At 38.1% G+C, this 23,359-nt stretch carries 20 protein-coding genes and 2 pseudogenes; 6 read left to right on the forward strand and 16 right to left on the reverse strand.

What is annotated here, in order from left to right:
- Nucleotides 1-6 precede the first annotated feature (6 nt).
- Nucleotides 7-972, reverse strand: coding sequence for a 6-phosphofructokinase (gene pfkA / locus ACHABW_RS12885; RefSeq protein WP_435755691.1), 966 nt, complete (start codon nt 970-972; stop codon nt 7-9).
- 144 nt (nt 973-1,116) lie between these two features.
- On the opposite strand from pfkA, the gene ACHABW_RS12890 reads away from it, so the two are divergent.
- A complete protein-coding gene (locus ACHABW_RS12890) occupies nt 1,117-2,064 on the forward strand; it encodes an EamA family transporter (RefSeq protein WP_435755692.1) in 948 nt (315 codons plus the stop codon).
- Between the two features lie 150 nt (nt 2,065-2,214).
- Here the strand turns inward: ACHABW_RS12890 and ACHABW_RS12895 are convergent, their stop codons facing one another.
- From ACHABW_RS12895 to ACHABW_RS12905, 3 genes are read right to left on the reverse strand one after another with little or no spacing between them, the layout of a single operon-like run.
- The gene (locus ACHABW_RS12895) at nt 2,215-3,288 is read right to left on the reverse strand and encodes an ABC transporter ATP-binding protein (RefSeq protein ID WP_435755693.1); all 1,074 of its coding nucleotides are present in this window, start codon (nt 3,286-3,288) and stop codon (nt 2,215-2,217) included.
- Nucleotides 3,285-5,009 carry an ABC transporter permease gene (locus ACHABW_RS12900; RefSeq protein WP_435755694.1) on the reverse strand — a complete coding sequence of 575 codons (1,725 nt, stop codon included), beginning with the start codon at nt 5,007-5,009 and terminating at the stop codon, nt 3,285-3,287. The genes ACHABW_RS12895 and ACHABW_RS12900 overlap by 4 nt, the downstream gene beginning before the upstream one ends.
- Before the next feature lie 9 nt (nt 5,010-5,018).
- Nucleotides 5,019-6,110 (reverse strand): ABC transporter substrate-binding protein, encoded by a 1,092-nt coding sequence (locus ACHABW_RS12905; protein ID WP_435755695.1) that lies wholly within the window; start codon nt 6,108-6,110, stop codon nt 5,019-5,021.
- A gap of 398 nt (nt 6,111-6,508) precedes the next feature.
- Between ACHABW_RS12905 and ACHABW_RS12910 the strand changes: the two genes are divergently transcribed.
- The 3 genes and pseudogenes from ACHABW_RS12910 (at nt 6,509) to ACHABW_RS12920 (ending at nt 8,869) form a co-directional block, all read left to right on the forward strand.
- Nucleotides 6,509-7,423: a DUF3231 family protein gene (locus ACHABW_RS12910; RefSeq protein WP_435755696.1), complete on the forward strand. Its 915-nt coding sequence runs from the start codon at nt 6,509-6,511 to the stop codon at nt 7,421-7,423.
- Between the two features lie 468 nt (nt 7,424-7,891).
- Nucleotides 7,892-8,038, forward strand: a complete 147-nt coding sequence (locus ACHABW_RS12915) for a hypothetical protein (protein WP_435755697.1) — start codon at nt 7,892-7,894, stop codon at nt 8,036-8,038.
- 19 nt (nt 8,039-8,057) lie between these two features.
- Nucleotides 8,058-8,869: pseudogene (locus ACHABW_RS12920) on the forward strand (aldo/keto reductase).
- Nucleotides 8,870-8,934: 65 nt separating this feature from the next.
- Here the strand turns inward: ACHABW_RS12920 and ACHABW_RS12925 are convergent.
- The 8 genes and pseudogenes from ACHABW_RS12925 to ACHABW_RS12960 all read right to left on the reverse strand — a co-directional run bounded on the left by ACHABW_RS12925 (nt 8,935) and on the right by ACHABW_RS12960 (nt 16,847).
- Entirely contained in the window at nt 8,935-9,849 is a 915-nt protein-coding gene (locus tag ACHABW_RS12925; protein WP_435755698.1) for a VanW family protein, read from the reverse strand.
- A gap of 383 nt (nt 9,850-10,232) precedes the next feature.
- Complete coding sequence (locus tag ACHABW_RS12930; protein WP_435755699.1) at nt 10,233-11,669, reverse strand: glycoside hydrolase family 32 protein; 1,437 nt, start codon at nt 11,667-11,669, stop codon at nt 10,233-10,235.
- 73 nt (nt 11,670-11,742) lie between these two features.
- Entirely contained in the window at nt 11,743-13,146 is a 1,404-nt protein-coding gene (locus tag ACHABW_RS12935; protein ID WP_435755700.1) for a sucrose-specific PTS transporter subunit IIBC, read from the reverse strand.
- 152 nt (nt 13,147-13,298) lie between these two features.
- Nucleotides 13,299-14,291: a LacI family DNA-binding transcriptional regulator gene (locus ACHABW_RS12940; RefSeq protein ID WP_435755701.1), complete on the reverse strand. Its 993-nt coding sequence runs from the start codon at nt 14,289-14,291 to the stop codon at nt 13,299-13,301.
- 110 nt (nt 14,292-14,401) lie between these two features.
- Nucleotides 14,402-15,379: a hypothetical protein gene (locus ACHABW_RS12945; protein WP_435755702.1), complete on the reverse strand. Its 978-nt coding sequence runs from the start codon at nt 15,377-15,379 to the stop codon at nt 14,402-14,404.
- Between the two features lie 115 nt (nt 15,380-15,494).
- Nucleotides 15,495-15,740, reverse strand: a complete 246-nt coding sequence (locus ACHABW_RS12950; RefSeq protein WP_435755703.1) for a hypothetical protein — start codon at nt 15,738-15,740, stop codon at nt 15,495-15,497.
- A 150-nt stretch (nt 15,741-15,890) separates the two neighbouring features.
- A pseudogene (locus ACHABW_RS12955) lies at nt 15,891-16,582 on the reverse strand (aspartate/glutamate racemase family protein).
- 34 nt (nt 16,583-16,616) lie between these two features.
- Nucleotides 16,617-16,847, reverse strand: coding sequence for a hypothetical protein (locus tag ACHABW_RS12960; RefSeq protein WP_435755704.1), 231 nt, complete (start codon nt 16,845-16,847; stop codon nt 16,617-16,619).
- 600 nt (nt 16,848-17,447) lie between these two features.
- On the opposite strand from ACHABW_RS12960, the gene ACHABW_RS12965 reads away from it, so the two are divergent.
- On the forward strand, nt 17,448-17,987 hold the full coding sequence (locus ACHABW_RS12965; RefSeq protein ID WP_435755705.1) for a DUF3231 family protein: 540 nt from the start codon (nt 17,448-17,450) through the stop codon (nt 17,985-17,987).
- A gap of 174 nt (nt 17,988-18,161) precedes the next feature.
- Here ACHABW_RS12965 and ACHABW_RS12970 read toward each other — a convergent pair whose 3' ends face one another.
- From ACHABW_RS12970 to ACHABW_RS12980, 3 genes are all read right to left on the reverse strand, one after another.
- On the reverse strand, nt 18,162-18,857 hold the full coding sequence (locus ACHABW_RS12970; protein ID WP_435755706.1) for an OmpA family protein: 696 nt from the start codon (nt 18,855-18,857) through the stop codon (nt 18,162-18,164).
- Nucleotides 18,847-20,679, reverse strand: coding sequence for a MotA/TolQ/ExbB proton channel family protein (locus ACHABW_RS12975; protein WP_435755707.1), 1,833 nt, complete (start codon nt 20,677-20,679; stop codon nt 18,847-18,849). The genes ACHABW_RS12970 and ACHABW_RS12975 overlap by 11 nt, the downstream gene beginning before the upstream one ends.
- A gap of 286 nt (nt 20,680-20,965) precedes the next feature.
- Nucleotides 20,966-21,634, reverse strand: a complete 669-nt coding sequence (locus ACHABW_RS12980) for a potassium channel family protein (RefSeq protein WP_435755759.1) — start codon at nt 21,632-21,634, stop codon at nt 20,966-20,968.
- A 256-nt stretch (nt 21,635-21,890) separates the two neighbouring features.
- Between ACHABW_RS12980 and infC the strand changes: the two genes are divergently transcribed.
- A complete protein-coding gene (gene infC / locus ACHABW_RS12985; protein ID WP_435755708.1) occupies nt 21,891-22,361 on the forward strand; it encodes a translation initiation factor IF-3 in 471 nt (156 codons plus the stop codon).
- 341 nt (nt 22,362-22,702) lie between these two features.
- Here the strand turns inward: infC and ACHABW_RS12990 are convergent, their stop codons facing one another.
- The gene (locus ACHABW_RS12990; protein WP_435755709.1) at nt 22,703-23,161 is read right to left on the reverse strand and encodes an ASCH domain-containing protein; all 459 of its coding nucleotides are present in this window, start codon (nt 23,159-23,161) and stop codon (nt 22,703-22,705) included.
- Nucleotides 23,162-23,359: the final 198 nt, after the last annotated feature.

The raw sequence follows: 23,359 nt of genomic DNA on the forward strand, positions 1-23,359 counted from the left end.
TTTTGATCAAACCAGGTCTTCAAATACTTTGTATAAATTTTTATTTAACTCGTCTTTACTTGCAAAGATTTCTTCAAAGGAATGATAGGTGATCTCGTTTTTTTCTATTCCTAACGCTACACCGTAAATGTCTTTTTCAACTAGTTCAATCACTTTATGCCCCATTCGACTAGTAAATACACGGTCAAAAGCTGATGGTGTTCCACCTCTCTGGATGTGTCCTAACACCGTCGCCCTTGTATCCAATCCACTGTATTCATTTATTTGATGAGCAATATCCTCAGCCTTGCCAACACCTTCTGCCACTATCACAATACTATGCGTTTTGCCGCGTTCAAAGCCATCTTTTAGTTTTGCTGAGATATTCTGAATATCAGCTGGTATTTCAGGAACTAAAATCGCATCCACACCACTAGCGATCCCAGCATGAAGAGCGATATCTCCGCAATCTCTTCCCATGACTTCAATAACACTTACACGATCATGACTGCTCATTGTATCTCTTAAATTCCCAATGGCCTCTGTGACTACATTTAACGTTGTATCGAATCCAATAGTATAATCCGTTAATGGGATATCATTATCAATGGTTCCGGGGAGTCCATATGTTTTAATACCTCGCTTATTAAGTTCAGCTGCACCACGATAACTGCCATCCCCGCCAATTACAACAAGGTATTCGATACCCGCGTCTTTTAAATTATTTACAGCTTTCGATTGTCCCTCTTCTGTTCTAAATTCCTCCGAACGAGCAGAACGGAGAAACGTTCCGCCGCGATAAAGGATATCCCCCACATCTTTGGATTCCAGTATCGTAAAGTCCTTCTCCATAAGGCCATCGTACCCTCTTCTAATACCGACCATTTCAAATCCACTGGCAATTCCAGTTCTGACAATCGAGCGGATCGCACTATTCATACCTTGTGAATCTCCACCAGACGTTAACACTCCAATTTTTTTCAAAGAAAACATTCCTCTCTTTATATAATTAATTATTCCTATTATAGATGAAATACCCAGAGAAGCAAAAAACGAAGCAGAGAACCGTCCCCTGCTTTCCATAAATTGATTTTTCACTTATTATAAGACTATTGCTATATAAAAGGGCGGATAACTATGAATATACCTAACAGAAAAACTGGCTTTTTTTTCGTGATCACGGGAGCTTCATTTTGGGGAGTGGGTGGCACAGTTGCACAAAAACTCTTTCAGGAATATGCCATCGATGTCAATTGGCTGGTTACAACACGATTGCTCATTGCTGGATTGTTACTTTTAACCGTACAATTTTTTAAAAAGGACCGTTCTCAAGTACTCGGTGTCTGGAAAAACTGGAAGGTAGCGATGCAATTAGTTATTTTCGGGATATTCGGCATGCTCGCTGTACAGTACACTTATATGGCTTCCATTAATCATGGTAATGCTGCCGTTGCAACATTACTGCAATATTTGGCACCTGCAATGTTGATTATATATTTATTTTTACGCAAACAAACCATGTTAACAAGATTGGATGTCGTAACGGTTTCTCTAGCTTTATTTGGTTGTTTTTTCTTGTTAACAAACGGGTCTCTATCTCAATTATCTGTTCCGGCACCAGCAATCGTTTGGGGTGTTTTATCTGCAGTAGCATTAGCATTTTATACGTTATATGCCCTGCCGCTTCTTAAACAATATGATTCCCTAGTCATCGTTGGCTGGGCGATGGTCATTGGTGGTTTTGCCTTGAGTTTCATCCACCAACCGTGGCAAGTGAACGTTACAAACCTAACCGTAGAAGCCTCTTTATATATTCTATTTGTTATCGTCTTTGGAACGATGATTGCATTCTGGTTCTATATTGAAAGTTTACAAAGTCTTTCGCCTAAAGAAACAAGTCTTCTAGGCAGTTTAGAACCGCTAGCAGCTGTTTTAACTACACTCTTTTGGTTAAGAGAACCATTTGGAACTTTCCAATGGGTAGGAACTGCTTGTATTATAGGAATGATATTGATTTTGGCAATGAATAAAAGTTCTTCTTCAAAAACCAGCAAATCTAATAAAAAGCCCCTCAGAGTCAGTTAGTTTCTGATTCTGGAGGCTTAAAGTAATATAAAATATCGAAAAATCCACCAAACTCTTCATGTGTCGTACATGAAAACCATGCGGAATTATTCTTTATAAAGGTTAAATCTTCAGGTAAATCAGAGCTAACCAATCGTTCACATATTTTACCTACCGGGCAGTTGTTGATGTGACCGAAACAACTTTGGTTCCTGTTTTTTGTATAGATACTTTATCACCAATTTCATATCGCTCGGATATGGGAGTGATCATATTCACCGTCAGACCGGTTTGATCCGTAGCCGAATAATGAATTTCTCTTCCTTGATAAAGTGCGTTATTAATCACAACTTGAATGCCACTAAATTCTTTACTCATGATCCATTCATCAGGACGCACCGGATACGTTCCGTTTTCCTTAAAAGCTGATGCTATACATTTTCCATCCCATTCATTATCTGGTGCTGCATCAGGGTAAAATACTGATCCCTCCCAGCTACCTGGTATAAGTATTGCCTTGCTAACAAAACTTGCGACAAAACTCGTATTAGGTCTTAGATAAATGTCCTCCGGCGTTCCGATTTGCTCAATAGCTCCATCTTTCATAATCACCATTCTATCAGCCATGGCTAATGCCTCACCCTGATCGTGAGTCACATATAAAATCGTACTTTTTGTTTTTCGATGTATAATTTGAATCTCCTTTCGCATTTCTTCCCTAAGTTCCGCATCCAAACTACTTAAAGGCTCATCCATTAATAACAGAGAAGGTTCGTGAGCAATGGCTCGGGCGAGAGCCACTCGCTGTTTTTGTCCACCAGAAAGTTCGTTCGGCCTCCGTTCACTAAGATCACTAAGACCGACAAGCTTGAGAACCGTTTCCATGCGCTTTTTACGATTACTTTTAATCCTATCTGGTGTAGATGAATGGTGGATAATTGGAAATTCCACTTGATCATATATCTTCATATGAGGCCAGAGTGCAAAGGACTGAAAAACCATGCCAATATTTCTTTGTTCTGGTGGTTTCACATGATTCTCATTGCCAACAAGCTTATTATCAATATAAATACTTCCCGCTGTTGGTTCTTCGAAGCCCGCAATCAGTCGTAATAATGTCGTTTTACCGCACCCTGATGGACCTAGAATAGCAATAAATTCTCCTTCTTCAATTGACACAGAAACAGATTTCAGTGCCTCAAAATCCCCGAAGACTTTTCTCACGTTCTCAACCTTGGTTGTCATGGTTCCCCCACCCTCTTTTTCCACATTTGTTGAAAGATATAAAATACTGCCATCCCTAATAGTATTCCTAAGACAATCACTGTTGAAAACGCTGTGGAATAAGTTGTGTACCCAGCCTGTTCAAAATTAAAAATAACCACCCCAATTGTTTCAGAGCCACTCGACCATAGAAGTGAGGACACTGTTAGCTCTGTCAGAGAGGTTAAAAAAACTAATAAAGCTCCACTTAATAAGCTTGGTAGCATAAGTGGAAGTAAAATTCGCTTCCACTTACTTGTAGCCTTTGCCCCAAAAACTTGAGCTGCCTCTTCCATAGATGGATCGATCTGACTCATCGCTGTGATACTACCCCTCACTTGCAAAATCATGAATCTAGTGATGTAGGCAATTAATAATATAAAAATTGTTCCATAGATTCCTGGATTCCAACCGGGAATCGGCTGTAACCACATGAAGATCATCGCTAAGGCTAAAACCATTCCTGGCAATGCATATGGCAATCCGATGAAAATTTCTAGTATCCGTGTCAAATTATTTGGTTTCCGCGTTCTCATATAAGCGAAAGTCGTACCGACAATGATGCAAACAATGGCGGTCACAGTAGCGAGTACAAAACTATTCAGGATCGCCCCTAGTACGCGATCATTTTCAAAAAGAACAAACGAATAATGAGAAAACGTTAAATGCTCTAATTTAAATGGTAAACCATACGTTTTTATCAGCGATGACCTCATCATCGAAATGACTGGGACGATTGTGACAAACAGTAAAAAACTCCATAAACTGATTTCCAACACTGTTTTAAAGCGTCCTAAAGAGTAGCGGGGTGAATGATCTTCTTGTACTGTTTCTAATCGTTTAGATTTTCGAACAAAAAGCCATTGTATCAAAGTCCCGCCTAGTGCTATTAGACCTAATATCACAGACAAAGTTGCTGCTCTAGAAAAAGCAGAGGGGCCGAAACCAACCACCTCTTGATAGATAGCTGTGCTAAGGACAGGTATATTAGCAGGAATACCAAGAAAAGCGGGAATTCCAAAGTTATCCAGATTTGCAATAAACGCAATCAAACCTCCACTAGCAAGCCCCGGAAGAGCAAGCGGCATTGTAATTCGCAGGAAAACCTGCCTGCGTTTTGCTCCACTTGACCGTGCTACCCACTCGAGGTCTCTTGGTATTCTTCGCAAAACTCCAACCGTGAACAGATAGACAAGAGGAAAGTGAGAAAGCCCAAGTACAAATATCATTCCTCCCATAGAATACATGTTGATCGGTTCATATTGAAAAGGCATCCAGTCTAGTATCGAAGCAACTGGACCGTTCCGACTCATCAATTGTGTCCATGATAATGTCACAATATAGGATGGAACGATAAACGGAATCAGTATGAAAAGTTGCATCAAGAGCTTTCCTCTAATGTCACTGTATGCGATTATCCATGCAAACATCATACCGAGAGCCACAGAAATCGCTGTTGAACCGAGAACCATCCATACCGTATTTTCTAACATGTACCAAGTACGCCCTTCACCTAATACATCGACATAGGTAGCTAGTGTGACTTGCCCATCTTGGATCAAACTAAGGATAAATAAGCGAATGATTGGAATTACAAAGAAAAAGATGATGACTCCAATAAGTATGTATGTAGTTAGGCGTTGGCGCGTTTTTTTCCACATAGAAAGGGGAGAAAATCCCCTTTTAAGCTGTAAATTATTCATACCAATCTCTTACTCATCTCCAAAGATGCTACGGAATTGTTCTTTATCTTCTTCGCGTGTTTTCAAAAGGTCTGTCAAGTCATTCGATAATACTGTTAACTCATCCACACCTTTAAGTTCTTCTGGTGGGGCAAGTCCTTCCCTAATCGGTGTGTAACCAACGCCAATACTTAGTTGTTGTCCCTCTTCAGAAAGAATAAAATCGACAAATGCTTTTGCTGCTGCTTCGTTATCTGTATTTCCCAATATCCCCACCGGCTCAGTGATTACCGGCACACCTTCATCAGGATAAATTAATTCCACAGGCGCACCTTCCAATTTTGAACTCGCAACAATGAAGTCGACTACCATTCCATAGGCCTTTTCGCCACCTGCGACACTTTTTAAAACTGCACCATTTCCTTGGACAACAGTCGCTTCATTGTCATGAAGGTTTTCATAAAATTCCCATCCAAAGTCTTTCGTTCTGCTAAAAACACCAGCATTATAAGCTGCCGCACCTGAATAAAGTGGACTTGGCATAATTACTTCGTTTAAAGCCTCTTCCGTAGTTAGAGCTGACCAGGATGTTGGCAAATCATCGACCATGTTCGTATTTACAGCCATAATCGTTGACATGATTTTAGTTCCTGAGTACATATTGTCAACATCAACAAATTCATCAGGAATAGCATTCAGTTCAGGTGATTCATAAGATAGAAGCAGATCTTTTTCTTTTAAACCTTCAAAGGTTACCGCATCCGCAACTAATAGAACATCTGCTTGAACTGCTCCTACCTCTTCCTCAGCAAGCAATTTACTTATCACTTCTTCCGTGCCGGAGCGGAAGATTTCTACATCCACATTTCCGTATTTTGCTTTAAACCCATCAGCAAGGGCTTCCGCGTCTGCATCAGGTTGGGATGTGTAAAAAGAAAGAGTCCCACTAATTTCTTCGGGTTCTCCTGTATTTACACTAATTTCCTCTGTAGTTTCGTTTTCTTCTGTTGTTTCATTAACAGAAGCAGAATTTTCTAACACTTGTTCTTCTACATTATCTGCCCCACAAGCTGGAAGGATCATCATGAGTGAGATAAGAAAAAAAGATATTAAGAATTTCATGTCGTTTTCCTCCTTATATTGTTTAGGTTTAACAATGATCAAGCATAGTAAGTTGTTCCCTTACTTCTAGATATCTACCTTTTAAAAAAACCAGGCCACTAACGACCTGGAAATAGAATCTATGTAATGATAAGGGGGGTAATCACTACATAATGAAAATGGAACTTGTACTTCGTGTACATTTACATCATAAATCATGTTTATTAAGGCAGTTTGTTTCGTTTGTAAAGTTTCCGTAAAACTGCATTTTTCGTCATAAAACTGTAATGGTATTATTTACTCGTATCCATACAGCTTGCCGATTAAAAAATTTTATTCTTTATCAAAATCACTCTAAACTAATAGAAATCATTAAAATCGCACATAATAATTAAACATGATATTTGGAGGGGAAATTGATGGATAAAATTACAAACGAAACAGTAAAAACACCTCATCAAACAAAGCTTACTGCGCCTGAAATATCTAACCTTTGGACGCAGTATCAAAATGACTCGATGGCAATCTGTATTTACAATCACATGATCAAATATGTAGAAGATGAATCTATTCTTATCATTTTGAAGTCTGCTTTAAAGATAGCTGAAGGACATATTACTGTCATAGAAAGTTATTTAAAAGAAGAAAAATTCCCGATCCCTCAAGGATTTACCGAAAACGATTTGAATCTTACGGCACCTCGTTTGTTCTCGGACACTATATGCCTAAACTACACTTACATAATGAGTGTTAACGGTTTGGCTGGATATGCAGCAGCTATTACGACAAATGTGCGAAGAGATATTAGAGATTATTATACTCAATGTCAGAATCAAACGATGGAGCTATTCAATAAATCTTTGGACTTGCTATTGGAAAAAGGAATTGTGTCCCGACCTCCAAGCATCAGTCCCCCCACCTCTATTGAGTTTATCGAAAAGAAAGCTTTCGTAAAAGGATTTCTGGGATCCGAAAGACCATTAAGCTGTATTGAAATCAGCCATATTTTTTGGGATTTGAAAAAAATCCAATTAAGCAGAGCGGTTTCAATGGCATTTGCTCAAGTTGCTCAAGCAGATAAAGTGAAGAAATTTTTGTGGCGCGGGTCAGAAATGTACAAAAAACATATTGAAATTTTTGAATCAATTTTAGCCATGGAAGATCTTCCTACACCAAAATCAGATGACGCCGAAATTAGTAATTCAACCACTTCACCGTTTTCTGACCGGCTAATGATGTTTCATAAATTACTTTTTGGTTCAACGACTATTGGTTTTTACGGCACGGCTATTGGGACATGTCAGCGCGGAGATTTGTCCATACATTACTCCTGACTTTTATCCGAAATGGGATTATATTCTGCAGACGGACTCAAAATAATGATCGAAAATCAATGGATAGAACAACCCCCATTGACAGAAGACCGAAAAAAATTAGCCAAACAATAGGGACGGTTCTCTACTTCCTTTTTCTTTTAGCAGTTGAAACTATATGAATGCAAAAAAGACCTCAAAGATGGAAAATTATCACAGTTCGGACTATGAACATCCTTTACAATGTTTTAATAACAAACATGTAATTTCTTAAACTGATTTTCCTACTATCACTCCCATGGGAAGGGTACTTTCGGTAAAACCAATAAAGTTTTACGTACATAGGCCTGCAATTGTTTGTGAGGGCAACCTGAACGTTATTAAATGCTATACGTTTCACAAATCACGAAACAAGACTTGTTTCTTCCTCCGCGTTATACTTGCTATAACATAAATATCCAGAAAAGACTCAAAGGAGGAAATTAAATAATGACAGATACAAGTCTACCATTAAGAAAATTAGGTCAATCAAATTTAAAGATTTCAGCTTTAGGGTTAGGCTGTTGGCAATTTAGCAAAGGCAAAGGCTTAGTTGGCGGCTTTTGGCCGGAAATGAAACAGCAAGACCATCGTTAAGCTAAGTCTTGAAGGTGGCATCAATTGGTTTGATACCGCCGAGGCATATGGTAAAGTGGAATCAGAAACGGCTTTGGCAGAAGCATTAAATAATCTGGAGATTGAAGAAAAAAAGCGTTAATCGCAACGAAGTGGTGGCCATTATTGCGTGGGGCTGGTTCGATTACGATTACGATAGATAAACGAATCAAAGCATTACAAGGAAAAACGATAGACTTATACCAAATTCATCAACCGTTTTCGTTTTCCGGAGTCAAAGCAGAGATGGATGCGATGATTGAACTATTGGAAAATAATAAAATTAAAAATGTCGGTGTCAGTAATTTTAATGAAGCTAAAATGAGAGAAGCTGATCAAGTTCTTAAATCAGCGGGGTATTCCCTTGCATCAAACCAAGTGAAATATAGCTTGTTAGATCGCCGAATTGAAACGAACGAAGTACTAGATGCGGCAAAGGAATTAGGCATCACGATTATCGCATATTCTCCATTAGAACAAGGAATTCTTTCCGGCAAATTCCACAAAAATCCTGAAATGATCAAGAACATTAGCGGACCGAGGAAATATAGCAATCTATTTAAAAGATCAGGACTTGAAAAAACGAGACCTTTGATTGATTTACTAGAAAAGTTTGCCGAAAAATATGGTGTTAGCCAGACTCAAATAGCATTGAACTGGTTGATCCATTTCCACGGAGATACCGTTGTTGCGATTCCTGGAGCTTCGAAGCTCCATCATGCCCAGGAAAACATCGGCACTTTACAATTCTCCTTATCAAAAGAAGATATGGACGAAATTGATCTAGTGTCTCGTGCTGTCAGCAAATTCTAAGCTTCTCTTAGGCGGTGTAAAGGATAAATTCCTCCTTTTATACCGCCTCTTATTTTATGAACACATTAGTCATGGATATTTATTTCTTTCGGCAAACGATCAGAAGCAGCAGGAATTTTTCGCGGTTCATAATTAATCACATCAGAAGAATGAAGAGAAACAGAGATACTACCTCCATTTTGTTTCGTTCGAATCAGTACAGGTTGGTTATAATTGTTTTCAAAACGAAAGTCTGGTCCGTACCAGCTTACTGTAGCATCACGTCCAGGTGGAACATAAGGAACGCTCCTACTATGGGAATACCGCTGCACGATTTTTAACCCAGCTTCATCTACCGCATTAAACAATGTCGAGGACAACTGACATATCCCGCCTCCAACTCCTTCAAATAATTCTCCTTTAACGATAACAGGAGCACGTTTGTATCCTTTTTCAACCGTTCTTTCTCCGACCGCTTCGTTAAACGAAAACACCTTATTAGGAAAAACGACGTAATCATTTAAAGCATCCGAAGAAAGGGAGATATTGTGCGAGCGGTTTTTATTATTCGCATTAAAATAAGTGACATACTCCCCAATCTGCTGCACACGAATACCAGCAAGTAACTCACTATCCACTTCCGGATATATCTCTATCTCTGTCACTTCCACTTCCGAAGGTCCATCGCCAATAAAATACGTCCAAAACTGCTCCATAAACTCCTCTCGATAAAGTCGGTAACCCACCTGTTCAGGAACGATAATTTCCTGTTCATTAATCTTTGCATTAACAGGCGCCCGGTAAATTTGCTTATCCAGTTTATCGATAAACTCCAGGTACTTTTCATTATCAATCAACGGTGTACCTAGATAAGGGATCGAAAAATCTTCCCGGTTCACAATGGCTATCGTATGTCCCTCGTGGGTAACCGTTAAACTGTCAGGCAGCTCAATCGGTTGAGCCATAAACAACAAAACCACCATCGAAATCTGTGCCAACATCCCAACACCTCCTCTCATGGGTTCATAGGGACGGTTCTCTGCTTCCTAACCGTGCTGTGCGCAACTCAAGCTTATTAACGGAACAACACATTCACCAAATACCTATGGAATCAAGTCTTTTTGTTACAATCGCATCGAGTACATTTCGTGAATGGCTCTATCCACACCATTTACAGCCACTCTGATATAGTTCATCCATCTGACCGTCGCTATCGGCACTAGTTAGCCACAATCACATCCAAACCACTTTTCCCAATGTCACCAAACAATGATTATTATGACACCTAGACCGAGTACTCATTCATTTATTAAGTTTCTCAACTATCCATCAGAAAATAATCGAAAAAAGTTCCCAATAGAATACAATCTACTGGGACCATTTTTTAAAATATTATGCTGTTTTTCATATCCCACTTCGTTATGTTAAGAGAGAGTTCCCCTTCACAACTAAACAAAACTGAGCTATCCTCGTTATCCGTAAAATACCTAGCGCTAAATACCTCTTGCCCACCATTAATAAATATTTCTATTGTGGACACGTCTATAAAAATATTTAAAGAAAAAAGGTCTTCTAATTTACATTCACGAACCTCATCTATTTCAGAATGATATTTTCTCCTTGTTAACGAAAACATGTTTGTTGATGAATCATAGGATACCTGAATAGCATCCGACACTCTCATATTAAACACTTCGTAATCTTTGCTTAAAATATCTATTACCATTTCGATCGAGTTTCCTGAAATACCATCAAACTCATGAAAATCAGTAGAAATGGATACTTTATTATGCCTGACTTCTTTCGTTCTTAGACACTTCATTTCCTCTACTGGTTTTTGATATAGTTTATCTTCCATTACCGACAATTCCCTAGGGATAGTCATTCCATGTATCCAGCCATTGTCTATCGTAGGATGGTTTTTTTCGTCCTCGTCAGGCATACCCATCCAGGCAACTAATAATCTTTTCCCGTTTGACCCAATAGTTGTCTGAGGTGCATAGAAGTCAAAACCTCTGTCCAACTCTGTAAACGTACCATGAATAAACGTTTTATCCTCATAATTCATTTCTCCAATAAAATAACCGGATTGGAATAAATTGTTATATTTATACCCTTTGGCTTCAAGGCCTTGTGGAGAGACAATTAAAATATCTTGACCACTAAGTGAAAATAAATCCGGGCATTCCCACATATAGCCAAAATAATCTAAGCCGTTCATGTAGGAACCTGCTATCGGTCCATGATGTTCCCAGTCAGTTAAATTTGCCGAACTAAAGAAAGCAACCATACCCTCCTCCTCTTTCGTTTGCGTACCGACGATCATGTACCAAGTACTTCCCTGTTTCCAAACTTTAGGATCTCTAAAATGCGCAGTATAGTTATCGGGAAGATGGAGAATCGGTCCTTTTTTATCCAATGACATGCCATCTTTTGATGTCGCCATACATTGATACGTTTCTCGTTCGCCCTTTTCATTTTTAACATTTCCTGTGTAGAAGGCAATTAAGTTCCCCTTGTTTTCGATGGCACTGCCAGAATAGCAACCACTGTGATCAAACCAATCTTCAGGTGCTAATACCGAAGTTTCATGGTGCCATTCATAGAGATTTTCCGATGTGAAATGTCCCCAATATTTTGTACTATGGTCTGTCTTAAAGGGATTCCATTGATAAAAAACATGGTACATGCCTTTAAAGTAAATAAACCCATTTGGGTCATTTAATAGTCCTACAGGCGGAGTCATGTGATATTTCGGCCTATATCGATCTTCTTTATTTTCAGTTAAATGTGTCATCGGTTTTTCAAGATCTATATTCATATTAAAACCCTTTCCGTTTGAAACTATTAAGTGGAATCAAGCCTTTGACAATGCTTGATTCCACCTGTTTTTTCTATTTGTTCTCTTTTACTTTATCTTTATCTGAATAACCGAATACCCATGTGAGGGAGAAAGCAACTCCTATTGCAATCAAGTTTACTAGAATGTACAAAAATAGTTGTTCATTCAAATAAAGTAGAGTTCCCGGTATAACTGTAATCGACATACCAGTTCCTTGAAGGTTCATTATGGAAGCGAAGAATCCACCGACTCCTCCTCCAATTAGCCCCATTATAAACGGCTTTCCATAACGAAGATTAACACCGAATATCGCCGGTTCAGTAATACCTAGGAAAGCTGACAAGGAAGAAGGAAGTGCTAAAGCTTTTAATTTTTTGGACTTTGTTTTTAGTCCTACTGCTAAAGCAGCACCACCCTGGGCCGCAACAGATGCTGTAATAATCGCATTGTAAGGGTTAAACCCTAACGATTCCAATAAACCTATTTCCATCATGTTAAAAACGTGGTGAACACCTGTAATAACAATAATTTGATTAGAAAACCCTATTAACAAACCGGCTATACCCAACGGCCAGTCAAGTACTGCTACAGTGGCTGATAGAATAATTTCTTCCACAGAATGCAAAACGGGACCTAATACGAAAAGCGCAAGAGAAATCATGATTAACAATGTTAGAAATGGGGTGACAATTAGATCCAACGATTCTGGCACTTTATTTCTAATCCACTTCTCCATTTTTGCCCCTACTAGCCCTGCGATAAAAGCAGGCAGAACAGAGCCTTGATACCCTAGAACAGGCAGCACTCCGAAAAACATTAACGGTTCTGCATCACCTGCTGCAACTGCCCAAGCATTAGGTAAAGCGGGACTTACGAGCATTAAACCCAAAACAAGTCCGATGACAGGACTGCCACCAAAAACTCGGAAAGCCGACCAGGCAACCAAAGCAGGTAAAAAGACAAATGCTGTATCTGTTAAAACTTCGGTAAATAAAAGAAAGTTATCCGAGATATCCTCCGGAGCCATTCCAAAAAAAGCTAGAACACTTTCTTGCATAACCATACCTCTTAATCCCATAAATAGACCGGTTGCTACTAATACCGGGATGATAGGTACAAAGACGTCTCCAAACGTGCGAATAATCCTTTGAAACAAGTTTCCTTGTTTTTTTACATCTGCTTTTTGTTCATCTCTGGATGATTCCGAGACACCTTGATCTACAACCTCGGCAAAAATTTTATTTACTGTTCCGGTACCGAAAATAACTTGGTATTGTCCAGAGTTAAAAAACGCACCTTTCACTTTTTCTATATTCTCCACTTGTTCCTGATTAATTTTTTCTTTATCATTCACCATTATTCTTAGTCTCGTAGCACAATGTGCAACGGAACTAATATTAGATTCACCACCAACTGCTTCAATGAGTTCCTTAGCGATTTGAGAGTTTACTGACAACTTTAACTCCACCTTTCCATTTGTGTAATCGAATACATAAAATAAATTTAACAATACTTTAAAAACAATCTTTTTAGTGTGGAATCGATTACACAATCACTAAAAAAATAAAGGCATTAAAGCTTTATTTTCATCTGTAATCGGTTACAGTGTTATCTTACACTATCTCTTTCTATTAGTCTATAGTTTAAAATTATTTCTTTGTTCTTATATTCCTTATCTTGAATTTTGTTTAATATTAATTGTGCTGCTTCCCGTCCTGCCTTTTCATTATTAAAATCCACAGTCGTTAAACCAGGTTCAACAAATTCAGCTAATTCAGAAGCACCTATCCCAACAACAGCTATATCGTCCGGTATTTTGTACAGATGTTTTTTCAAATATCTCATTGCTCCGATAGCTAATCTATCTGTTACTGCGAAAACTGCAGATGGTTGCGTTAAAGAGTTATTCATGATCGATTCCATGGATTCCTCACCAAATGTCATAGCAAATGAGCCCGTTTTTATCCAATTTTCATCGATGGAAAGAGAATGATCTTTCATCGTATCAAGGTAACCTTTTTTTCTGTCATAACCAACCGCCGTGTCTTTTTCATCTACACCAATAAAGGCAATTTTTTTATGGCCTTTTTTAATCAAGTAATTGGTCAGACCTTTTGCAACTTCGTAATTGTTATAACTAACATAAGATTCCCCTTTTAATTCTTGGCCGATTGCAACAAATGGAATGGTTAGGTCGTCCACTTCTTCCATTAATTCTTTACTCGTGTTCGTTGCATTCAAAATGATTCCTTCCACCTGACGGCTTTTGAACAATTTTAAATATTTAATTTCGTTTCGTAATTCTAAGTCACTGGAAGCAAGAATTATTTGGTACCCTTCTGGGGCTAATACTTCATTTATGCCATTGACAATTCTACTAGCAGTCTCCGTACTGATCCGTGGTAATATTACTCCGATTACTTTAGAGTGCTTTGTCCTTAATGCCTTCGCATGTTCACTCGGAACATATTTATTTTCGTCGACAATTTTCATCACTTTTTGCCTTACTCCATCGCTTACATAACCCGAATTATTTATTACACGTGAAACTGTCGCACCAGATACATTAGCTAGTTTAGCAATTTCCTTAATAGTAATCATATAAACTCTCCTAATAAATACTCGATTTAGAATGCAGGGGACGGTTCTCTGCTTCCAAAAGATGCATGAGAACTCAATCGTGTATCATATCAATTTATCCAAGACACTTGTTAATCTGCACTAATTCCACCGGCCACATCTTTCTCCTCCAGCTCTGCAATTCTCTCTTCCACATCATCTTGATACTCTCCATAATGTGATCGCAACGTACTAAGAACCTTTTCTGTCTCATTATAGGTTCCTAACTTATTCGACATCCTTATAAACGCCCAAAAGTCGATAAGTCCTTCTTCACGAATGACGCCATTCCAAGGATCTTCACCATCACCAGCTTCAAGAATATCTTCGTAAGACATAAGTATTCCGGTGAAATCTACCCGCCATTCAAAGGGTGTTAAAGCTAATTCTTCCTCCAAAGTCTTCTCAAAATTATCTTCCATTGCTAAGTCGATCTCGGATTCAGTATTATCAACAGCCTCATCCAAATACCCGCTTAAAAGCTCTTCTATCGAAACTGGTGATGAAAATGGCTCGGGTAGCTGTACACTCATGACTCCCATTAGACCCTCGACATCACTCGCCTTATAATACTTATATTCTTCTGTTTCGTCATTCTCATCCACTTCATTTACGTCTTCATTCATCGTACCCGGATTTTGTTGAAGCTCGCCTAAGCCAAGCCCACTAAGCGGATTCAGTTGACTCATCAGAGAATCGATTCCGAGTCCTGAAGACACTCCTTCTAACATTAATCCACTTAAATCATCCTGACTTCCTTGAAGACCATTCAACATACCGCCAGTTGGATTCAGTTGGCCTGATTCCTGAACAGAAGACGGCGCATCGGTTCCTGCACTAAAGATATTCTGATCCTGAGCATTCGTTTGTCCTGAAGAACTCGAATTAAGGCTATTCCGTCCATTTATATCATTCCAGCGTTCATTTTGAATGTCACTCTCATACAATTCAAATTCGAAATCAAACTCACCCTCATCAAAAAAATCACTCGCAGCTTGTACATTCGAGCTATACCCACTAAAAATAATGACACCCAAAAAAACACCTAACGTTCCTATGTATTTGCGCACGAATGAATCCCTCTCTCTTTCGATTCTGATTGTTTGATTATAGCATAAATTAACATGTGAAATAACGAAAAATCAGGCCAAGAGCTAAATACCTCCTGGCCGTTAATAGTCCTTATTAATTTCCTCCGTGGTCACTCGGACCACTACCCATTCCATTCCCTATATGACTTTTAGGCATAGGTTTTGAGTGAGCGGATTTGTTATCATAAGCTTCTTCTACCTTACTTCTTTTTTTCTTATTCGCTTCATCTCCATAAAATCTGTTACTGTTTAAACCAAAAACGTCGCGAATGACCATAATCAAGATTGGAGAGGACAATAGTGCAATGAAACCTAGGAATATCCACATACCTGTTGACATACAAAATCACCAATCCTTTCTATATTCAAAATAAGTCTTTCAAATCCATATATGATTACTTCTTTTCTTTCAATGAGACACTTTTTTTATACCTTTATTATAACATAATTGACAAAAATACCTTTGACTCCCAATTAACTAAGGATAGCTCTAATTTTTTAGTGCCGTTCTGACCGCTTCAACAGCATGAATATAGGTTGTATCAAATAGCTGAACGTCTACATCTTCTGGTTTTACTAGTAAACCGATCTCTGTACAGCCTAATATAATTACTTCTGCTCCATCCTCTACCAAACCATTGACCACTTTTTTAAAGTACTCTTTTGATGATGGCTTCAATTTGCCTAAGCACAATTCTTCAAAGATTACTTTGTTTATTAGGTCTCTATCCTGTTTTCCAGGTGTAAGCACTTTTATGTCATGAGACTCTAGTCGTGATGTATAAAAATCTTGTTCCATTGTGTACTTTGTGCCGAGTAATCCAACCGTATTAACACTAGATTCTTGAATGTGATGTGCTGTAGCATCTGCAATATGTAATAGAGGTACCTTTGTTTTCAGGCTAATGTCTTCCACTACTTTGTGCATCGTGTTACTGCAAATGAGAATGAAGTCGGCACCTGCGTTTTCTAATGACAGTGCAAGATCTCCTAATAGTTTTCCCGCTTTGTTCCATTCGTCATCCCTTTGATAACGCTCAATTTCTTGAAGTCAACGCTATATAATAGACACTTTGCCGAATGAAGTCCCCCTAATTGCTTCCTCACTTCTTCATTTATTATTCGATAATATTCAACCGAAGATTCCCAACTCATCCCACCTATAAGTCCAATCGTTTTCATGGTAGTTCCTCCTATTTGAAGCTGGTACTTACATCTATTGGAAAAGATGATGCAATAACTGATCTTTATCTTCAAAAAACTGTCTCATAATAGAGTAATGATCCGTATCTTCCAGCTTTACTTCTGTCATTCCCGCTTCCGTAAGCTTCATAATTTTTGCATTCGGATGTGCCATAATCAGGGGTGAATGCGTAGAAATAATAAATTGAGATCTTTCATGTCTAATATAAACCCGACTGCAAAAACTGATATCAATCCAACCCAAAAAATTACACCGTTAGAAAAGACTCCGTTGTTGGAAATATAACTGTATATGTGATCAATAAATAATAGAATCAAAAACACATAAAAACCAACTATGCATCCTTTATCCCAGTTATTTGATTCCTTATCAGTCATTCGCTTAAAAAATAATCCCATACATTCACACTACCCTTCCAACCATTGCACATCATCATTTTATTGTGAGTTGGTATCTGTCGAAATAATATTAACATTAATTCCCTTTTTTTGTACCTAAAAAAGAAGTTTATTCAGATTTTATAAGTAGCATAGCATAGGAATAGATTAATTTATTCCACTAATTTTGTATTTAAAGCTACAAAGAGGTGAAAGATCGACCTTCACAAGAAATCCGGCCACTCATTTTCGCTAAAGAGCAAGTATCGTTACCTTCGCAACGTACTATTCATCGTAAATGTAACGTTAATAACCGTTTAGTTACACTTAGTTGTTTTAGCTTTACGTGATTGGCTTTAATCAGAGAATTATTAAAAAATAAAGGCACCTAAAACATAAATTTAACCTCATATTCATAAATTCCCTTTTTATTGGAAATGTTAGTATGGAAAAGGAGGGTTGAAACATGCCAAATATACTAGAAGCAATCCAGCATGCATTTAATTCCATCGTTGATGACGAACCAAAACCACCATTAAACATCATCGAGGCATCTTATTCCTGGTTATACTACGGTATCGCAAAGGAAGCCATTGCTTTTGAAGAAGCCGGATTAAATACGACACGGGATGATGAACTTAAAGGAATGCTGAACGATGCTATAAAACTATGCACGGATCACGCTCAACAATTGGAAAAGTTGATGAAAAATGAAGGAGTTACCTTACCACCGGTTTCAGAATCAAAGCCGAAAACTGACAACAAAGATATCCCTCTTGGAGTAAAACTAACAGATGAAGAAATAGCAAATGGATTGGCTTTAAAAGTTCTTGCGATGAGTAACAAATCAGCTTCGGGAGTAGCCGAATGTGTCAGAACAGATATAGGTGTAATGTGGCTGCAATTTTTCAACGAGGTAGCCGTATTTGGTGCGACTTTAAAAATCAAAATGCGAAAAAGAGGATGGGCCAAATATCCTCCTGCATTTACACCCCCTGGAGTTTAACGTTAAACTTATTGTTGTTGGGAAGAATGAACGCTCGCTTTCCATGGATCCTTCCCAACAATAGCTGAAGCAGGCAGGCAAAAGCAACCGCCTAGACCGGATTCGGGCACCTCACACCCTCTACTAAAAACTAATATTTTTTTATTGTCAACTCTAAAAAGAAGGAACTAAAGTTCAGTTCCCTCCAAGCAGTCCTCTTGTTTGCTCCAATATCTCTTCATCTTTCAACCTGAATTTGAATTCTACTCTCCGCGAATCCTTTGCATTATAATTTCCTGCTTCATCTGTTCGCTCATCGGTATTCGACCTTCCATTTACGGTTAACTTGTCTATTAAAGGCTGTTGGACATCTTGTTCCGGAAATCTTTCACTCAGAATGTGTTCGGCCACACTGAATGCCCGTTCCTGAGAAAGCTCTAAATTGTACAAATAGCCCCCTTCTCGATCGGCATGACCTTCCACGATGATTTCTGAAATATAGTCTTCATAACCACCCTCCAGTAACACCTCTAAATAAGTAGGCACGAACTCATCTAAAAACGCAAACCCTTCTTGTTTTAAATTTGCCTCATCAAATTCATACAAAATATCGGTGTTAAAGATGAGCGCACCTGTATCCTCGTCAACCTCCACCCCTACCGTTGATTCGTCAAACTCCTCTTGTAAATCTTCTATTAAATTAACTCTGACCCCCATTATTTGGTCAATTGTTTTTTCCATCTCTTCAATTTGGAACGATTTTATGACCATCATAATAATAAAGATCAACACAAAACAAAGTAAAACTGCCGTTAATAAATCCGTGAATGATGGCCAAAAGTGGCCATCATCCTGGTCATTTTTTAAAAGTCTCTGGTATTTATTGATCATGGTTGCTTCCAACCTTTATGCGATTAAAATGTCTTACTTCCTCCGGTTTCACGGTACGAAGCTGACGATTCAATTCTTGAAATTCTTGATTCAGGTCATAAATCATTTGCTGGGATAAACGAATGTTTTTTTGTTGATTTTGATCGGTGATTTCACCAATCTGTTTGAATTCCTTTTTAATCGCGCCATTCATATCCATAACGTAATCACCAATATTTCTTCCTACCTTATCAAGCTTGTCGCCCAATGTTCCATCTAGCGAGGTCACATAGCGGGATAGCGTATCTTTTAGCACTTCAACACTGGAGTCAATTTGCTTTTCTCTTTGTGAAAACGAATCCGTTATTTCATGCATGGTGCGATTTATCTCGTTGATCAGTTGATTATTTTTGATGTTTATTTGTTCATAAGAGCTCGATGCATCACGTAATTGCCTTTCAAAGGCATTCGATTCAGCGGAATGTGCTTTTAAATGCTGATTAAATTCTTTATTGAATTCTTTTAAATCGTCAAATCGATCCGATATCAAATGCTTGTATTCAGATTGCGTTTTAGAAATAGTTTCTAGTGCTTCTGGTAATTGAACAATCGAGCTTCCAAGTCTATCAAAATCACTCGACATATCCTTTAAAGATGAATGTATCCCTGACAGTTTCGAACTAACATCTTCCCCAAAAACCCCTTTAAACTGCTTGTTGTTTTCCTTCATTAATTTTACTAAATCATCGCACTGAGCATTCATTCTCTTAAAAGCGCCATGTGAAGACTCTTGCCTTTCATCCATCGCAGAAAGATACTCTTTCCAATCCTCCATGGAATCTTCAAACTGGTGTAACGTTTTCACTTGAGAGGCCGCGAGTTCCTCGATTTTTTTAGAAGTATATTGAAATGCTTGTGACATTCGATCGTTTCGTTTATCCATTTTATCAAAATAGGTAAACAAGTCGTTAAAATGATCATTTAGCTTTGTTGCTGCTTTATCAAACCCACTCGTTACTATTTTCATGTTCGTGAAAAGAACGGTGAAATCCTGAATGTTATTGGACAGTCCCTCGTTAAACTTACTTAGATCCTCTGCAGCTTTCTGGAGTCCAATCGTATATTCTTGAAACCCTTTAAAGGATTTTTCAATGTTTTGCAACGATTCCTGGTTTGTCTCCCGAAGGTCAATAATAGAAGAATTTATCGTTTCCGACACTTCAATAAGCCGATCTATCGGGTTCTGTTCATTTCCCTCTAAATGAGACTCCATTTTCAACATAATATCTGTCAGCAAATATTCCGTATTCGCCACCCGAATGATGACGGTCATCACTAAGGATAAACCCATTCCGACAATACTCGTGTAAAATGCGACATCTATCCCGGCAAGTACGCTTGCCACATTTTCAACAAGCTGATCCCCCGTGGAATCAATACTTCCTAGCGACATCGTCAGTCCAATAAATGTTCCTAATACACCAACTAAAATAAAGACAGACACAGTCATTTGAATCATTTTCATAAGACTCACTACGGGAATATGAAACATCCGCCAACTGGAGAATTTCTGTTGCACAAATGTCTCCACTTTTACGGAATCCTCTTGTTGTTTTTTATCAAACTCCTCTTTAAATGTCCGTAACGGATCTACATCCACTGAATCCGTAGCTTCTAAAAAATGGCGTATTTTCTTTAGCCTGAAATACATCATGAAATGAACGAGAAACGCTAGTGCAAATGTTATAAATAACACCATAAAAATCAATTCTATCAGCTGATTTGATAACATGGTTTGCGCTTGCTGCTCACTCATCACTAATTCTAAAATTGCTTCTACCATTAGATTTCCCCCTCATAGAAAAACATCCAAGCACTCCTTACTCCATGCTATTCAAAAGTGGGACAAATCATTCCAAACAAGGGGACGGTTCTCTGCTTCATTCTGAGCGAGAAAGGTTATATGTTACTTTGCAATGAAAGCAAGCCTTTCTCACTTCCTAAACGAATCAATCCTAACAATCTATCAGAAATAAAGTTCTGCTATTAATGAAACGAATCATTCAAGTACTTCCCTGTTGTAAATGAAACAACAAAACAGCTATTAAAAAAGAAGACCCTTTTAAAAATCACATGGCCTTCTCTTCAAATCTTTTTATTTCTTTTTTATGACCGATAACGATGAGTAATTCACCTTTCTTTATTTGGTATTCAGGTTCTGGTGAGACATTGATAGCCCCATCTTTTTTAATCGCTATAATCGTTATTCCATAACGTGCTCTAATATCTAATCCCACAATAGTATTGCCTTCAAGTTTTGATGTGGCAACCAGCTCGACAATGCTATATTCCTCAGATAGCTCGATAAAATCAATCACGTTTTCATCTGAATAGCTCTGAGCTATTCTTTTTCCCATATCCTTCTCCGGGTGAACTATATGATCAGCACCGATTTTTTCCAAAACCTTGTGGTGATATATGTTTTTTGCCTTTACACAAATATTTTTTATTCCTAACTCTTTTAATAAAAGAGTTGTTAGGATACTTGATTGAATATCATCCCCGATCGCAACAAAGACGGTATCAAAATTCCGCACACCTACTGAACGAAGAGTGACTTCATCCGTTGAATCAGCGACCAAAGTTTGTGTAGCAATCTTTGAAAATTCACTTACTGTATGTTCATCCTTGTCTATCGCTAACACTTCGTTTCCCTGATCGACAAGCTCTTCACATATGCTTCCACCAAAACGCCCAAGTCCGATGACTACGAACTGTTTTTTCTTCTGCTTGACCATCATTACTATCTCCTTATCTAAACAAAAAGACTTTGTTAACCCCAGTTGAACCGAGAGTAATCCTTTTATTAAGATTCACCCAATCCTAAATTTTATACATATTTATCCAAAACCTAATGATTAGATTAGTTCAACTATCAAAAAGCTAATTGTATTTTTAAGCATATCAATCATTACTAGCACAGGTGACACTCTTTTAAAATTAATTGTTTTACCGTAGTATTAAGAGAGATTGAAATCATTTGGAGGTTTTCGTATGATCAAAAATAATCAAATTAAGACCGAGGAAGTCCATCTGACCGGCTTGGACGGAGAAGATTTAGGCATCGTTCAAACTTCTGAGGCACTGGCCATAGCAAAAGAAAACAAGGTCGATTTGGTATGTACGTCCATGCTATCTAATCCTCCCCCATGCACATTAATCGCTTCTGGGAAGGCCAAACAAGAAAAACAAAAGGCCAACAAAAAAGCACGTAAGCCTAAAGTGAAGGAAATTCGTCTGACACCCGTTATTGAGGAGCATGATCTTGAAACCAAAAAAAGACGGGCTGAACAAATTCTCCAGTCTGGTGATTCCGTCTATTTTGTAGTGAAAGGCAAAGAAAGTGCAAGGTCGAAAGAGATGCTGGAGAGTCTACTACAAGAATTAAATCATTTAGGCACAAAAAAAAACAGTGTTCAAACGAGTGGGAAACAGACTGCTGTGCAAGTGGACCCTGTTGAATAAAGTGCTATTTAAAGGCACGGTGATTCCTTCTGATAAGCTACAGTCATAGATAGACTCTTTCATGAATGTAACTATAGAGGCGTCATAGTCACCCTCTTTTGATTCAGCTGCGGATGAGTGTAACTATACTAAGCTCATAGTTACACTCACATCCAACCTATCAATTGACCGTTACTTTACAAACACTAAATATATACTTGCAACAGCTATTCCAGCGAAAAATGAGATGACGACTGTACTCCATAACGCAGACTAATTTACTTTCTTTTCACTATTCACATCAACCATCTCCTAAAGAAAATTAAAGTCACTTTTTCACAGTAAAAAGAATCCCTTTGATTTTATTCCTTGAATAGTAAACTAAATTTTTCACAGACAACTAGCATGTTCTCTTGAAACTCTTGTCCTATATTTTTGAATTCTTTAGTAAAAAAAGTTTTATGGACATCTCGCCAATATTTTAGGGTACGATCCCCTTCTCCTTCCAAAAAGGCAAATTCCGGCGTAACTTCATCGAACGGGACAACTTCTACCGATGTCGTTTCTACGATTGCTACGGCCTTTCCTTCGCCATCAAGAATGATATTATGCAGACCAACATGCGGTAGTGGTTCGTCATCTAACTTATATAGCATGTAGTTAGAAGCAGTCGCTGTTTTCGTCCCTTCTAAAACCAGCTTAGCTAATTCATCGGCCATTTCCTTGGAATCACCAAATGCCCAAGCTTCGTATTTCTTTGGTGTGTCTGGGTTCGTTTTTAAATAGTCTTCCCACAACTTATCTGCGGAATCATTTCTCATATATATTCACCAACTTCCTAATATAATGCAAATTCTACCATTACCTTGATTATATATACCGTATATTTGATATTCAAATGAAAAAAAGTTTATGATAAGATTGTGAAAGGGTTTTCAACGTAAATTAGTATTCTTAAACTGTTGCTCATACTTCTAACAATTCTTAACCAAGATTTGCTTTTTTGAAATTCCCTGTCC

The organism is Salipaludibacillus sp. CF4.18, assembly GCF_051262595.1.
GTDB lineage: Bacteria > Bacillota > Bacilli > Bacillales > Salisediminibacteriaceae > Salipaludibacillus > Salipaludibacillus neizhouensis.

Coding starts and splice junctions, on each gene's coding strand:
- pfkA (WP_435755691.1), bottom strand. CDS start 972: ATGTTTTCTTTGAAAAAAATTGGAGTGTTAACGTCTGGTGGAGATTCA.
- ACHABW_RS12915 (WP_435755697.1), top strand. CDS start 7,892: ATGACAGATACAAGTCTACCATTAAGAAAATTAGGTCAATCAAATTTA.
- ACHABW_RS12980 (WP_435755759.1), bottom strand. CDS start 21,634: ATGGTCAAGCAGAAGAAAAAACAGTTCGTAGTCATCGGACTTGGGCGT.
- ACHABW_RS12890 (WP_435755692.1), top strand. CDS start 1,117: ATGAATATACCTAACAGAAAAACTGGCTTTTTTTTCGTGATCACGGGA.
- ACHABW_RS12895 (WP_435755693.1), bottom strand. CDS start 3,288: ATGACAACCAAGGTTGAGAACGTGAGAAAAGTCTTCGGGGATTTTGAG.
- ACHABW_RS12905 (WP_435755695.1), bottom strand. CDS start 6,110: ATGAAATTCTTAATATCTTTTTTTCTTATCTCACTCATGATGATCCTT.
- ACHABW_RS12930 (WP_435755699.1), bottom strand. CDS start 11,669: ATGAATATAGATCTTGAAAAACCGATGACACATTTAACTGAAAATAAA.
- ACHABW_RS12950 (WP_435755703.1), bottom strand. CDS start 15,740: ATGTCAACAGGTATGTGGATATTCCTAGGTTTCATTGCACTATTGTCC.
- infC (WP_435755708.1), top strand. CDS start 21,891: ATGATCAAAAATAATCAAATTAAGACCGAGGAAGTCCATCTGACCGGC.
- ACHABW_RS12910 (WP_435755696.1), top strand. CDS start 6,509: ATGGATAAAATTACAAACGAAACAGTAAAAACACCTCATCAAACAAAG.
- ACHABW_RS12990 (WP_435755709.1), bottom strand. CDS start 23,161: ATGAGAAATGATTCCGCAGATAAGTTGTGGGAAGACTATTTAAAAACG.
- ACHABW_RS12970 (WP_435755706.1), bottom strand. CDS start 18,857: ATGATCAATAAATACCAGAGACTTTTAAAAAATGACCAGGATGATGGC.
- ACHABW_RS12975 (WP_435755707.1), bottom strand. CDS start 20,679: ATGGTAGAAGCAATTTTAGAATTAGTGATGAGTGAGCAGCAAGCGCAA.
- ACHABW_RS12900 (WP_435755694.1), bottom strand. CDS start 5,009: ATGAATAATTTACAGCTTAAAAGGGGATTTTCTCCCCTTTCTATGTGG.
- ACHABW_RS12940 (WP_435755701.1), bottom strand. CDS start 14,291: ATGATTACTATTAAGGAAATTGCTAAACTAGCTAATGTATCTGGTGCG.
- ACHABW_RS12925 (WP_435755698.1), bottom strand. CDS start 9,849: ATGTTGGCACAGATTTCGATGGTGGTTTTGTTGTTTATGGCTCAACCG.
- ACHABW_RS12965 (WP_435755705.1), top strand. CDS start 17,448: ATGCCAAATATACTAGAAGCAATCCAGCATGCATTTAATTCCATCGTT.